This window comes from Rhodococcus sp. APC 3903, from assembly GCF_030407755.1.
GTDB lineage: Bacteria > Actinomycetota > Actinomycetes > Mycobacteriales > Mycobacteriaceae > Rhodococcus_F > Rhodococcus_F erythropolis.
In genome coordinates this window covers 1-14,555 of record NZ_JASDCV010000011.1, presented here as the reverse complement: position 1 = coordinate 14,555, position 14,555 = coordinate 1, and the positions used below count along the sequence as shown (strand labels likewise).

Annotated in this window: 10 protein-coding genes; 4 read left to right on the top strand and 6 right to left on the bottom strand. The window is 61.2% G+C overall.

All coding sequences use genetic code 11. The annotated features are described in order from the left end of the window. The first annotated feature begins 247 nt into the window (after nt 1–247). Nucleotides 248–1,258, top strand: a complete 1,011-nt coding sequence (locus QMA15_RS16850) for a GntG family PLP-dependent aldolase (protein WP_290285511.1) — start codon at nt 248–250, stop codon at nt 1,256–1,258. 1 nt (nt 1,259) lies between these two features. On the opposite strand, the gene QMA15_RS16845 is transcribed toward QMA15_RS16850, so the two are convergent. Together QMA15_RS16845 and QMA15_RS16840 are read right to left on the bottom strand one after the other, a co-directional pair. After that, complete coding sequence (locus QMA15_RS16845) at nt 1,260–2,114, bottom strand: LLM class flavin-dependent oxidoreductase (RefSeq protein WP_279163443.1); 855 nt, start codon at nt 2,112–2,114, stop codon at nt 1,260–1,262. After that, nucleotides 2,111–2,974 carry a patatin-like phospholipase family protein gene (locus tag QMA15_RS16840; protein ID WP_279163442.1) on the bottom strand — a complete coding sequence of 288 codons (864 nt, stop codon included), beginning with the start codon at nt 2,972–2,974 and terminating at the stop codon, nt 2,111–2,113. The genes QMA15_RS16845 and QMA15_RS16840 overlap by 4 nt, the downstream gene beginning before the upstream one ends. Before the next feature lie 54 nt (nt 2,975–3,028). Between QMA15_RS16840 and QMA15_RS16835 the strand changes: the two genes are divergently transcribed. Together QMA15_RS16835 and QMA15_RS16830 are read left to right on the top strand one after the other, a co-directional pair. Beyond that, entirely contained in the window at nt 3,029–4,714 is a 1,686-nt protein-coding gene (locus QMA15_RS16835; RefSeq protein WP_279163441.1) for a dihydroxyacetone kinase family protein, read from the top strand. A 101-nt stretch (nt 4,715–4,815) separates the two neighbouring features. Then, nucleotides 4,816–6,438, top strand: coding sequence for a long-chain fatty acid--CoA ligase (locus tag QMA15_RS16830; protein WP_019745828.1), 1,623 nt, complete (start codon nt 4,816–4,818; stop codon nt 6,436–6,438). Nucleotides 6,439–6,525: 87 nt separating this feature from the next. Here QMA15_RS16830 and QMA15_RS16825 read toward each other — a convergent pair whose 3' ends face one another. The 3 genes from QMA15_RS16825 to QMA15_RS16815 are packed head-to-tail and all read right to left on the bottom strand — an operon-like array spanning nt 6,526 to nt 9,148. Then, nucleotides 6,526–7,152, bottom strand: coding sequence for a TetR/AcrR family transcriptional regulator (locus QMA15_RS16825; RefSeq protein ID WP_029256551.1), 627 nt, complete (start codon nt 7,150–7,152; stop codon nt 6,526–6,528). Between the two features lie 12 nt (nt 7,153–7,164). After that, nucleotides 7,165–7,926: a 3-hydroxyacyl-CoA dehydrogenase gene (locus QMA15_RS16820; RefSeq protein ID WP_003942978.1), complete on the bottom strand. Its 762-nt coding sequence runs from the start codon at nt 7,924–7,926 to the stop codon at nt 7,165–7,167. A gap of 28 nt (nt 7,927–7,954) precedes the next feature. After that, entirely contained in the window at nt 7,955–9,148 is a 1,194-nt protein-coding gene (locus QMA15_RS16815; RefSeq protein WP_019745830.1) for an acetyl-CoA C-acyltransferase, read from the bottom strand. A gap of 368 nt (nt 9,149–9,516) precedes the next feature. On the opposite strand from QMA15_RS16815, the gene lanKC reads away from it, so the two are divergent. Then, nucleotides 9,517–12,099 carry a class III lanthionine synthetase LanKC gene (gene lanKC / locus QMA15_RS16810; protein ID WP_279163440.1) on the top strand — a complete coding sequence of 861 codons (2,583 nt, stop codon included), beginning with the start codon at nt 9,517–9,519 and terminating at the stop codon, nt 12,097–12,099. A 629-nt stretch (nt 12,100–12,728) separates the two neighbouring features. On the opposite strand, the gene QMA15_RS16805 is transcribed toward lanKC, so the two are convergent. Next, nucleotides 12,729–13,352 carry a hypothetical protein gene (locus QMA15_RS16805; protein ID WP_080910316.1) on the bottom strand — a complete coding sequence of 208 codons (624 nt, stop codon included), beginning with the start codon at nt 13,350–13,352 and terminating at the stop codon, nt 12,729–12,731. Nucleotides 13,353–14,555: the final 1,203 nt, after the last annotated feature.

Below are 14,555 nucleotides of genomic sequence, written 5' to 3'. Positions count from 1 at the left end.
TCCAGCGCCACTCTGTTCCCCGAATGTAGGAAGGGAAATGCCGCGGGGTGAGTGCCCGCGCAGGTGCAACGCTTGCTTCGAGTCGCGCATGCCTGTCCCTTCCACTTCTTGTTCGTTTCACCGACGATTGCCGGCGCCCATCATCACACGGAAGGCATCCTCAGCGATATTGATTTATCAGGCCGGAATAGCCGTCCAGCAAAGGCCGCGGTTTGACGCCGGAACACGCGGCTTGATCGAATGAGCCATGACTTCGTCGTACATCGACCTACGCTCGGACACCGTCACCAAGCCTGATGCGGAGATGCGGAAGGCGATGGCTGACGCCGAGGTCGGTGACGACGTCCTCGATCACGACCCGACCATGGCGGCGCTCGAGGAAGAGGTCGCACATACTCTGGGCTTTCCGGCGGCCTTGTGGGTACCGAGCGGATCGATGGGCAACCTGATTGCGCTGATGCTGCACCTTCGCCGCGGCGATCAGTTCCTCGCACCGGAACACTCTCACGTCTTGGGGTCAGAGTTGGGCACCGCTGCTTGGCTCGCACAGGGAATGCCGATGGCGCTGCCGCAGGACGGCGGACCCGGACGTCCCAGTCCCGAGACCGTCGTGAAGGCGGCGGGCTCCCCCGGCCCGTACTTCACGTTGAACACCACGCTGCTCTGTCTCGAGAACACCCACAATTTCGCCGGCGGCGCCGTCATGAATCCGACGGAGTGGACGAAACTGGTCGACGGGGCGAGATCACGCGGCTTGAAGATTCATCTCGACGGCGCCCGCCTCTGGAATGCCGCTGCTGCACTCGATGTTTCGCCCACCGAACTGACTTCCGGCGCCGATACCGTCCAGGTGTGCCTGAGCAAGGGACTCGGTGCGCCGGTCGGCTCGATTCTGGCCGCATCACCTGAATTGATCACCGAAGCCCGAAGGATCCGCAAGATGCTCGGCGGCGGCGTTCGTCAGGGCGGGGTGCTTGCCGCAGCCGGCATCGTCGCGCTTCGCTCACAAGCTCGCCTGTCCGACGATCACGACAATGCGCAACGCCTGGCGTCGGGCCTTCGTGAACGCGGTTGGGCTGTCGACGAACCTGCAACCAACATCGTTCTCGCCGCCACAGCCGATCCGTCGGCCACCGTTGCTCAGCTCGCCGCCGTCGACGTCGGTGCGGTCACCGTCGCCGGGAAGGTTCGGTTCGTGACACATCGAGACGTGAGCACTGCCGACATCGACGAGGTTCTGTCCCGACTAGCCGCCTGAGCTACACCATCAGCGGTTGAACCTCCTGCGCGACAAGGCGAATGAACTCACGGACGTCCGGCTCGTCAACGGTCGGTTGGAGTACCACGGTGGTTGCACCCGCGTCCACCCATCGCACTGCTGCTGCCGCAACGTCGGCCGCGGTCCCCACGGCAATCGCTTCCGCAGGCGATTCGCACCCTGACGCTGCGGCCTCGGCAAGGGCGCGCTCACGACCGCTGGAACCAAATGCACAGATGACGTAAACGACCACCTCGAGATCCTGCGCTCCGATATGAGCGATCGCCCGGCGAACGCCTTCCGGGGTCGTCCCACCCGAGAGCACGGTGCCCTGCGCCAACTCACCACTGAGCGCCAAAGTCTTTGGCCCCGTGGCACCGACGAGCAACTGCGGCACCTTCTCGGGCGGCCACGCCAGCTTGACGTCCGTGAGATTCACGTATCGGCCGGATACCGTCACCGACTCACCGCGCAGTAACCGCTCGACTGCTCCGAACTGCTCTCGGAGGAGGGTCAACGGCGATTCGACCTTGGCGCCGATCTGTCGCATCCAGCTCTGAACACCGTGGCCGAAGCCAACCCGCAGTCGATCCGGATGAACTCTGGCCAGCGCCGAAATCTCCATCGCCGTGATCGCGGTGTTGCGCATCGGCGTCGGCAGCACACCGATCGCTACTCCCAGGCGCGTGGTTTCGGCCAATACAGTTGCAGCAGTGGCTATTCCTCCGCCGAAGAAGCAGTCCTCCCACAGCCAGACCTCGTCGATACCGACTTCGTCGGCATACCCCGCATGCCGAACCAGATCTTCCGGGGATTGCTCCGGGCGCAGGACCACGGCAATCCGTGCGGCGCTCATGCCGTCACCAGAAACGCAGCGATCTCGTCAGCTGTTCGGCGACCCTGTTCGCGTCCGAGTTCAGCTGCCGGGCGCCTTGTCGCCGGCGAGAGAGAGTTGGTTCCGATCGCTTCCACGACGGCGTCGTCGGCGAAGATCGCCAGTACCCGTGACTGCGTCATCGCGTCGATTTCCTCTCGTAGGCTGCCGCCAAGCAGATTCGGGGCGGGATCGGCAGCAGGTGAAAGAACCACGACCACATCGCAGTCGGCAGCCAAATGAACATTCGAGCCACTTGCCATTCCGCCGTCCATGTACCGGTCGCCGTCGATCGTGACCACCGGCCACACCCCTGGTACGGCGCAACTCGCTCCAACTGCGTCGATCAGGTCTACGCCGTCAGCACTGCCGAACACCCTCAACTCACCGGTCTGTGCGTTGATCGCCGGGATGCGCAACACCCGCTCGGGCCACAACCGATTGGGCAGCCTTGCCTCGATGACCGCACGACGCACGGCGGGTTCGACGGTGTCGGCGGCCATCGCTGCCTCGCCGAGCGCACGAAGTTGTTCGGACCGATCCGCGGAGCCCGCGATCGCGTCGACGAACATCTGACCGAGGACCTCGACATCTACCTCCGGATCGATCTCACCGGTCGCAGCGGCCGTTTGTGCGTCGAAAAGCTCCTGAAGGGTCGCGCCGCCCGCAATCTGAGCAGTCACGGTGGAACCTGCAGAAGTGCCGATCAATACGTCCGCTGCCAGCAGCGCTGCGGCAGCGTCCGGCGATTTGTCCTGAACGCCCAACAGAAAACCGGTTTCCCAGGCGATTCCCGCAACGCCGCCACCGGCAAGTACCAACCCCAATTTCACGCCGTCCACCTCTCGTCGATCACGATCCGTGCCCGAAGTCGACGTTAGACCTACTCTGAAGTGATGTTCATGCGCAGCGCAAAGACATTTGTTCCCGACGCACTCCGCGGGTTGATCGCATCCACCGACGACATCGCGTGGAACCCCGATCCCGGATACCTCACTCGTGCACAGCCCCTTCCACGCGGGCGAGTCGCGCTCGTCTCCGGCGGCGGCTCGGGTCACGAACCCATGCACGCCGGATTCATCGGCGAAGGAATGCTCACGGCCGTCTGTCCCGGGTTGATCTTCAGCTCACCCAACGCACTGCAGATCCATGAAGGATCCAAAGCTGCCGACGCCGGTGGCGGCGTCCTGCACATCGTGAAGAACTACACCGGCGACGTGATGAATTTCGGTATCGCACGGGAACTACTCCGCGAGGACAAGATCGACACGGACGTCGTCTTGGTCGACGACGACGTCGCGACCGAACGCGCAGACGGTAGCGGCCCGGGGCGACGCGGCACTGCGGCAACGATCGTGGTGGAGAAGGTCTGCGGCGCGTCGGCCGCCCGCGGTGACGACCTGGCCGAGGTGACCCGGATCGGACAACACGTCGCGCACTCGGCTCGCAGCATGGCCGTCGCTCTTCGCCCATGCACCTTGCCGGGGTCTGACGAGCCGTCGTTCGACCTGCCGGAGGGGCAGATGGAACTCGGTATCGGCATCCACGGCGAACGCGGCACAGAACGCGTGGACGCCCTGCCCGCACCGGAATTGGTGCGACGGCTGACGGATCCGATCATCGAGTCCCTGAGTCTCGCCGAAGGTGATCACGTCATTGCAGTCGTCAACGGGCTGGGAGCCACCCACCCAATGGAGCTGCAACTACTGTTCGCCGAACTCGGAGATTATCTGGCCGACCAGGGAATTCACATCGAGCGGACGCTGATCGGAACGTTCGTCACTGCATTGAACATGGCCGGAGCATCCATCACCCTTGTTCGCACAAACAAAGAAATCCTCGAATTATGGGACGCGCCAACAAAAGCGCCCGCCTGGCCGAATGCTATGGCACGTGAGTACAGCGGCATGGGCAAGCGTGAATCATTCGGTCCCACATTCACACCCGACACCTCACGCACTGCCGAAAGCAGCTTCGTCGGCGGCTGGATTGCGGACTGGGCCGCGAAGGTACTGGAGCAGGAACCTGCCCTGACCGATCTCGACCGACGAGCAGGAGACGGCGACTTCGGGACCAACATGGTGGCCGCACTGGATCAGCTCGATATCTCGGCGATCCGTGACACCTATTCCACTGCAACGATATTCGATGCAGTCTCCCAGGCGTACCTCGGTCACGCCGGCGGTACGTCCGGCGCGTTGTTCGGCATCTGGTTCCGGCATTTCTTCCGCGTCGCCGCAGACTCGGGAGACTCCGAACTCGACCTCGGCGCGATCGCGACTGCAGCACGGGCGGGGCTCGACAACATCACCTCGCTCGGCGGCGCACGCGTCGGCGACAAGACGATGGTCGACGCGATAGTTCCGGCGGTCGAGTCGTTGGAGCAATCCGTGAACTCGGGAGCCGATCGGGACGCTGCTCTGGCCAGCGCAGCGGCAGCGGCGGCGGCCGGCGCGGAGTCGACCGAAACCATGCTCGCGAACCGCGGACGTGCAAGTTATGTGGGCGAAGCCGCTCGCGGAGTGGTCGATCCGGGAGCGCTACTCATAGCGTGGTTTTTCGCTAGTGCAGTGGGTCACTAGCGAGCACTTCGCAGCTGTGACTAATCTGGCAGCCACAGCACATCGTTTGTGAGGGCCCGTGGGCAAAAGCACCGGTCTCACACACCACACAGGAGCAGCCCATGCTGAGCACCATGCAAGACGCCCCCCTCTCCATTGCTCAACTTCTCCGCCACGGTGCCTCCGTTCACGGCGCTTCCGAGGTTGTCACGTGGACCGAGTCCGGCCCGCGCCGTGTGTCATACGCAGACGTCGGCAAGCGCTGCGCACAGCTTGCGCACGCCCTGCGCGGACTCGGTGTCGAGGGTGACGAGCGAGTCGCCACGTTCATGTGGAACAACTCCGAGCACCTCGAGGCGTACCTGACGATCCCCTCGATGGGTGCTGTGCTCCACACGCTGAACATTCGCCTGTTCCCCGAGCAGTTGATCCACGTCGCCAATCACGCCGAGGACCGCGTGATCATCGTCGATCCGTCCCTGATTCCGCTTCTCTCTCCGCAGCTTCCGTCGCTGACAACCGTCAAGCACATCATCGTCACCGGTTCCTCCACTGCGGGACTCGAAGCTCCCGAGGGCGTGCAGGTTCACACATACGAGGGCTTGATCGCCGATCAGCCAACCGAGTTCGACTGGCCCGAGGTCGACGAACTCAGTGCTGCCGCAATGTGTTACACGTCCGGCACCACGGGCGACCCCAAGGGTGTCGTCTACTCCCACCGTTCGATCTACCTGCACTCCATGCAGGTCTGCATGAGCGACGGCCCCAACCTCGCGCAGGGCGATCGTGCACTCGCCGTAGTGCCTCAGTTCCACGCCATGTCGTGGGGACTTCCCTACGCCGCGTTCATGATCGGCGCCTCGCTGATCATGCCCGATCGCTTCCTCCAGCCTGCTCCGTTGGCTGCGATCATCGCCAGCGAGAAGCCGACGTTCGCCGCGGCCGTACCCACCATCTGGCAGGGCCTGCACCTCTACCTCGAGCAGAACCCACAGGACATCTCCTCGATGCGTGAGGTTCTGATCGGCGGCTCCGCGGTACCGCCTGCCCTCATGCACGCATTCGAAGCCGACCACAACGTCTCCGTCCTGCACGCCTGGGGCATGACCGAAACCTCCCCACTCGGATCCGTTGCCCGCCCGCCGGCCGGTGTCACCGGCGACGCGATGTGGAAGTACCGCTACTCTCAGGGCCGCTTCCCGGCATCCGTCGAGGCACGTCTCATCGACGACGACGGCAAAGTTGTTGCACACGACGGCGTTTCCGTCGGCGAGCTCGAAGTGCGCGGCCCCTGGATCACCGGGTCGTATTACGGCGTCGATGCGGAAGACAAGTTCAACGACGGCTGGCTCAAGACCGGTGACGTCGGATCCATCACGGCCGACGGCTTCCTGAGCCTGTCAGACCGCTCCAAGGACATCATCAAGTCCGGCGGCGAATGGATCTCATCGGTCGACCTCGAGAACGCCGTCATGGGTCACCCTGACGTCACCGAAGCTGCCGTCATCGGCGTGCCGGACGAGAAGTGGGACGAGCGCCCGTTGGTCGCGGTTGTTCTGCGCGCCGGATCCGAGACCACGATGTCCGAACTCCAGCAATATCTTTCGGACAAGGTCGCCAAGTGGCAGCTCCCCGAGAACTGGGCTGTGGTTCAGGAAGTTCCGAAGACGAGCGTCGGCAAGTTCGACAAGAAGCGCCTGAGGGCCGACTACCACGAAGGCGGACTCGAAGTCACTCGCCTCTGACACGGAGTGAATGCTGAAGTATGAATACTGAAGGTGGGCAACAGGTTTTCACTCCGTTGCCCACCTTCGTTTAACGAGCAATGCACTTTACGGACGATAACCGACCGTGTGAAAAGCGATGTCGACGTACTTCTGCGCCAATTGCGTCGGCGACATCGGCCCGCCGGTCTGGAACCAACGCGGCAGTGACTGCGCCATACCGAGTATGGCCCGGACGGTCTCTTCGGTGTCGGTGACCGCGAAATCTCCCGATGCCACACCGTCGTCGACGATCCTGCGCATGAGCAACTCGAGCCGCTTACGACTCGCGGCGTATCGACTTCGGCTTTCCGGTGAGACATGCCGAATCTCGGTGTCCAACGCAGCATGCCGCGACCGGTGGGTCATGTAGAGAACAATCGCCTCCACCACCAAGGCGAAGCGTCGTACCGGATCTTCGCCGGCTTCCACCTCTGCCGCTTCGGTTCTGGTATTCAGCTCACTCATCGAGATCTCGAACAGAGCGACGAGGACTGCCTCTTTGTTCGCGTGGTGATAGTAGAGCGCGGGAACGGTTACCCCGACACGGTTGGCAATCTGCCGCACCGTCGTGCCGTGGTAACCGTTCTCATCGAACAGCTCGAGCGAAGCCATCAGGATGTCGGTCATCACCAGCGGCGGGAAAGTCCTCCAGTCCACTGCCACCGAATTCACGGGCTCCACCTCGCCAGTCATGAATAGCCGAAATTACCGCGGTGCCATACGGATTGCACCGTCGAGGCGGATCGTCTCACCGTTGAGCATAGGGTTGGAGACGATATGCGCAGCAAGCGCGCCGTACTCGCTGGGATCGCCCAGGCGAGAGGGGTGAGGCACCTGCTGACCCAGCGACGCCTGAGCTGCTTCAGGCAGTCCGGCCAGCAACGGGGTCTTGAACAGGCCGGGAGCGATGGTGTTGACGCGGATCAGCAGCGACGCGAGGTCACGGGCGATGGGGAGCGTCATACCGACGACGCCACCCTTCGACGCGGAGTACGCAGCCTGCCCGATCTGACCGTCATAGGCTGCGACGGAGGCGGTGTTGATGATGACGCCGCGTTCACCGTCGATGGGTTCGGTCTTCGAAATACGTTCCGCAGCAAGACGAAGAACGTTGAAGGTGCCGATCAGGTTGACGTCGATGACCTTCTTGAATGCGTCGAGCGGGAAAGCACCCTTCTTGCTGACCGTCTTGACTGCGTTGCCGATTCCGGCGCAGTTGACTGCCACGCGCAGGGGTCCGAGGGACTCGGCCACGTCGAGTGCAGCGGTGACCGCAGCCTCGTCGGTGACGTCTGCAGCCGCGAAGCGGACCCGGTCGCCAAGTTCCTTGGCGATGGCTTCACCGTTGGACGACGGAAGGTCGATGATGACGACGCTGGCACCGTCGGCAAGAAGGGCTTTGGTCGTAGCCAGGCCGAGGCCGGATGCTCCACCGGTGACGACGGCGACGCTGTCGTTGACGATCATGAGAGTTCCTTTCGAAAGGTTATGTGTTTCAGATGCGTTCGATGATGGTGGCGTTGGCCATGCCGGCGCCCTCGCACATGGTCTGCAAACCGTAGCGTCCGCCGGTGGCCTCGAGGTGGTTGACCATCGTGGTCAACAGTCGAGTACCCGAGGACCCCAGCGCATGGCCGAGTGCAATCGCGCCGCCCCACGGGTTGAGCTTTGCCGGATCGGCGCCGAACTCGTGAGCCCAGGCGAGTGGAACGGGAGCGAAGGCCTCGTTGACCTCGTAGGTGTCGATGTCGTCGATGCTCAAACCCGCGCGAGCGAGCACCTTGTGGGTGGCTGGGATGGGTGCGGTGAGCATGAAGATCGGGTCGTCGCCCGCAACGGAGAAGGAATGGAAACGAGCTCGCGGGGTCAGCCCCAGCTTCGACGCCATTTCTTCGCTCATGATCAGTGCTGCGGACGCGCCATCGGTGAGCGGCGACGAGTTACCGGGAGTGATCGACCACTGCGCTTCGGGGAAGCGCTGCGCGTACTTCTCCGAGTAGAACGACGGCTTCAAGCCGGCGAGTCCCTCGGCGGTAGTAGACGCGCGAACCGTCTCGTCGACGGTATGCGAGACGGTCTCACCGGCGGCGTTGGTCACCGAGATCGGCAGAATCTCCTTGTCGAAGAGCCCCTTCGCCGCTGCCTCTGCTGCCCGCTGGTGGGACTGCGCGGAGAATGCGTCGAGAGCGTCGCGGTCAAGCTTCCACTTGGCGGCGATCAATTCTGCAGAGATTCCCTGGTTGACCAGGCCTTCGGGGTAGCGAGCCGCGATGCCCGGACCGGAAGCATCCTTCCCCATCGTCGTGGTACCCATCGGGACACGACTCATGGATTCGACGCCTGCCGCGATCACGATGTCGTAGGCCCCGGCGATCACGCCCTGCGCCGCAAAGTGCGCAGCTTGCTGACTTGATCCGCACTGGCGATCGATCGTGGTGGCGGGTACCGACTCGGGGAACCCTGCCGACAGGACCGCGCTGCGGGTGATGTTGAGCGCCTGCTCACCGGCCTGGCCGACGCAACCGCCGATCACGTCGTCCACCAGGGCGGGGTCGAGGCCGTTTCGCGAGGTGATGGAACGCAGAACGTGGGCCATCAGTTCGACAGGGTGCGTCCCGGACAGTGCTCCACCCGGCTTTCCCTTGCCGGACGCGATCCGGACTACATCGACGATCACTGCCTTGGTCATCTTCGTTCCCTTCGAGGACGTGCATTGCTGGGGCGGTCCGGCACCCGAGTTCGTGGCACCGGATGCCGGACCGAGATCGTGGGAGCATCCTGACTTAGCGCTCGCTAAACAATTACCACCGAGTCGGACCGTCCGTCAAGAGAGGGCTACCGAACTCGAAGCAAATATGGACGGACAAAAAAAGTTGAACGATCAGGAACCCCTGACCAACGCCCTTCATTAGTACTTTCGAATGATAGGTTTTCAATCTTCGCCCGAAATGTCCGGAATCGGATAACCTTCCGCCACAAGCAATCCAAGCCACAGGGGATTCGGGGCGTGGCACCAATCGATGACAAACCGCAGGGGGACTGACCCGGAGGTAGAGCGTGGACCTGCGATACGTTGCATTCACACGTGCCGACTCGCATTTCTACGACCGAATCAGAACGGCCACTCGACCTGACGCACCGACTGACCAGCACTTTAAGCCTGCAAAGTCGGTGGACTGGTCACTCTGGCGACGCGGTCCCCAAAGCGGACCGTGGAACTACTTCCAACCGCCTGACAGCGTGCTGCCAGAACAGGGATGGAAGATTCACTGCTCCGCTACCCAAGCCAATGCGCAGGAGCTGCTCGATACCGTCTCCGCGTATTGCGGCCACAATCTGGTGCCTTTCAAATTTCTTCGGACGGCAGCAGACCTCATGTTCTCCAACAGCAAGCAGGCCAATCGAACATCCAGCGGAAAATTCATCACGATCTATCCGGCGGATAGCGTTGCCACACAACGTGTCATCACCGAACTGGACGAGCTTGTCACGGCTGCCGACGGGCCATACATCCTCAGCGATGTGCGATGGAACCGGGGACCACTGTACTTACGGTACGGCGCGTACCTGCCCATGCACACCAACGATTCATTCGGCGATCGCGTCCCGGCAATACGGCGCCCTGACGGATCGCTCGAACCCGATCTGCGCGGCACTTCCTTCAGAACTCCAGACTGGGTACAAATCCCGGACTTCGTTCGCGCGCAGCAAGACAAGCTGAAATCACGCGACGCCTTCCCCTATTCGATCACTGAAGCCCTGCACTTCAGCAACAGCGGGGGGATCTACTCAGCGCTGGACGACGCCGGCATCAATCTGGTCATCAAAGAGGGTCGACCCTTCACCGCCCCGGACGCCAACGGCCGGTACGCAATCGACCGCATCCGCAACGAGTACGACACGCTGACTCACCTTGCCGACAACCCGTACTCACCTTCCGCGCTCAACTTGTTCGAGCGCGAAGGACACCACTTTCTTGTCACCGAGCGCGCTCCCGGCGCTCCCCTGAATCAGGAGATTGCGCTCCGCTATCCGCTGATACGCGCGGATCAGACACTCAGCTCCCGAACGGAATACAGAACCTGGGCGCTCGGTATTGCACAACAGCTGACTACCGCAGTCGAGAGCTTCCACAACGCCGGAATCGTTCATGCCGATCTTCACCCCGGCAACGTGATGTGCTCACCGTCGGGTATTCGGATCATCGATTTCGAGATGGCCCACAGCATCGACGAGCAACCGCCCCGGTCCACCGGGGCTCCCGGGTACACCGCACCGCAACAGTTGACAGGAATCGAGGCAGATCGATACTCCTTGGGATGCATCGAGCTGGGACTCTTTGTTCCACTTACTACATTGCTCCCCCTCGATCGCAACAAGATTCCCGAACTCATCGGCTACGCGGTGTCTCGATTCGATCTTCCTCGTGCCTTCTGTGCCTCGCTCTATTCGATGCTCGACGCACAGCCGCCGGAACCGGAGGATCACCCGCATCGTTGGGACACGTCGTCGAGGGAAACCTTGCAACGTATGGACGCTCGATTGCGCTGTGGCATCCTCACCACACTTGATCTCTCCCGCGCTGATCGACTCTTTCCCGGTGACATCGCCCAGTTCGAAGTGAACGGTTACGGCATTGCTCACGGCTCGTGCGGAAACCTACTCGCCGATGATCTTCCCACCGACACCTTGGAGAAAGTTCTGGAATGGACTGAACATCAAGTTGATTCGGATACGCAACCACGGTTCGGTTTCTTCGACGGGCTCGCAGGTGCGGTGCATACCTTTCGGCAACTAGGACGACACTCGACTGCCGACAGGTGGGCCGAGACTTTGCGTCGAGCCCCACTCGACGATCTCGACTCCAGCCTCTTCGGCGGCCTTTCCGGAATCGGGTGCCTTCTACTCGAGGAATCGGAGTCATGTCCGGCGGCATCGTCAACTCTCGCTCTCGTCACCGAAACTCTGCGGGATCGCCTTCCGGCTGCTCGCGCACACGTCCGCTTCACCGACGGAACATCTTGGGCGACAACGGGTCGCGGAGGCTTGATGAGAGGACCGAGCGGGCAAGCGCTGTTCTGGACTCGCCACTACGAACGGACCGGCGATCCTCGATCGCTGGAACACGCGCGACAGCTTGTCGACATCGATCTGTCCGTGATGCGGATGTGCCCTGACGGTTCGATGCAGCTGAGAGAAGAGCGCCGCACAATGCCGTACCTCGGATCGGGATCCGTCGGCGTGGGCCTGGTACTTCTTCAACTTGTTCGACATGTCGACGAGCCGCGCTACGCGTCTGCGCTACTTGCCATAGCCCGCGCTGCCGCCGTCGAATTCACTGCCCAAGCCGGACTACTCAACGGGCGAGCCGGGCTGATTCTCTTTCTCGGCGAACTCTCCAAGAGTCCATATGCCGGCGCCGATTGTGAGCAGACGCTTGCCCAGCAGTTCCAGCTTCTGGGCTTACACAGCCTCAAGCACGCAGGAGGACTGCACTTTCCAGGTGAACTGAACCTGAGACTCTCGACAGACTGGGCAACCGGATCTGCAGGAATACTGGCGTCGCTCCGACATACCGGATCGGCAACTGCCCGACAGTCGTTTCCACTGATGTGCGCGTCGAACTGCCACATCGCCTAATTGTTCGGAAGTTATCACCCACGGCAGATTGGAGCACAGAAGTACCAGGCGAAAAACCTGGAATTAAATCAACACCGCAAGCAAACTCGATCGATCAAATCCATCGGCAAGAACGCCGATCAACAAAGGAAATGACAATGGACGCTATTCTCTCCCTTCAAGATCTGTCAGTCGCCGCCGGCAACGTCGGAGACGCAGGCCAACTCGAGCAGAACGCGGCAATCAGTTCGCTCAGTTTCTTCTGCCTCTGACCTCAGGCCGATACCTCGGAGCAAGTCCGGGGTATCGGCTTTCGGAATCCGTGCGGATCATCAGACGAACAATATTATTTCATCATGAGACGCATCCGCACTTCACCGAGCTGTATTTGCCGATGATGTGCGCGACCTGGCGGCAATGCCGAGGGCAGATCGGGCGGCCAGCGGCGGTGATATTCCTCCTGATCCTGACAGCCGCGTTTTCAGGTTGGTTCGTTCAGCGTTCGGCGAGAGTTGGGACTTCGGGGACATCTGCTCACGCTGGTACGACGGAGGTGGCAGTTGCCGCACCGACACCGCCTTGACCTTCACGACGCTTTTCGTACTCCTACTTCCCTTCGCCTCCGGAATGCTGGTCGGGTGGTTTGAGTTTCAATAGCTGTCAACGACAAGATGAGGGAATCGGTACCATCCGCCCCCGATGTCTTCCAACTGGAGCTGATTGAAGGTCTTGTCGGACACGCCATCGGGTGCGTACACCCAGCCTGGATTGTCCAAGATGTCCAATCCATCTCGTGCGTCATAGAAATAGACGTGGCCTTCACTGCTGACGTTGGCATAGGAGATATCGAATCTGCCGATTCGTAGATCACGATGATACCCATCGGAATAGGGATCGTCAGGTTCTTGAAGTAGTTGCTGTGCAACGGTTTCGAAGTCTGCCCGATACTGATCGAAATGTGGCTGCCCCGCGGCCGCGATCCCGAGCGCGATCACCACGAGAACCGGAACAGCGACAACGGACCACAACCATCGGCGTCGCTGCCACCAGCACACTCCGAGCAGCACGATTGCAACGGTCGCGGTGAGGACCCAGAGAACGATCGCACCGGCGATCGAGAGTGCACTATCCCCAGGTTCGGGCCAGGTGAGATGGCATTTCGCTGCGACATACATCGCCGACGCCGACGCTGCGATAAGTGCGTTTACCAAACCAACCCAACGAAGAGCACCGGACCTTCTCGTTGCCTGCGAGTTCGACACTGCCTGATCCATTCGATGAGAATAGCGAGCTGTTTGTCGCGGACTAGCAGTAACCACTTCCCCGATCTCACGATCGATTGTTTCTCGGCACGGAGAAAGTGTCCACGGTGCTATCTTTGCTGACTATGGGAGGCAGGGCTGCGAGGATGGTCGATTTGAACTACCGATGTCAGGAGAGTTCGGCGACTCCCAAAGTCGACAGGTCAATTTTGAGCACGGCCGGATTCGGTGGATCGCAGCAACCAATACCATCGTCACCTCATGATGACGTGACTGTTGCGGGCGAGTCGTGAAGATTCGATTATTACGAGCAAGCCAAGCGTCTTTAGCAATATCGCTGATCGCACTAACCTTGGTCTATTTGTTGGACGCATTTTCTTTGCGCCTCCAACATCAGCCCAGCTGGTGCATTGATCACTATGGAATCCCATCACGATTCAATTATCTCCTTCCCGGCCGGGCGGAGAGGGTAGCGGCAGGAATTACAGACTTCTGGGGATGGTTCCCTCCAGGCATAAGCTGTACATTCACTGATGCAGTGACCAAAGAAAGCGAAACCGTGGCACCGGCCGCGGACAGGTCGTACATCGTCGTCGTTCTTGTGGCGCTGATCATGATCTCGGCTGTCGGCGTATTGTTCGGCCGCCGGAAGCGCTGAAGATTGGTTCTGACTCGGGACTGCAGATGCGCACTCGACACCAGACCGATGAGTAACAAATCGGTGTCCGTCGTGTCCGGCGCTTCCACTACTCGTCGATCTTCGCGAATCCACCGGCCGTGTTCGAGGGTATTTCTTGCGGGTCCTGGTGGTCTTCGTTCCCATCACGCTGGCGATGACACTCCTGGGCCTGGTGCTCGACTGGACCCATACGCTTGCCGGGGACAGGCGGCAACATGATCGACGCCGATTACACAATGTGCTGGGGCTCAGACAATTCCGACGTGATGCTGTTGCGCTCCGGGTTGATGGTGGCGCTCGCACTCGTCGGCGCACGTGGACTACGTCGACGACCCCCTATACCCGAATGTCCGAATTGTCGAAATCGATTTGATAGCAGCAATTTTCGATCAACAACCTCTTGTGTTCGAAACTTTGTTCGATTAAACTTTCGGCATGGACAGTCGGGAAGCATGGCAACTGGATGGTGAGGGCCTCAAGGGTGAGGTTCTGGATCTGGTGCGTGTCCGGCACGAGTTGCAGTCGCGGATGGTGTT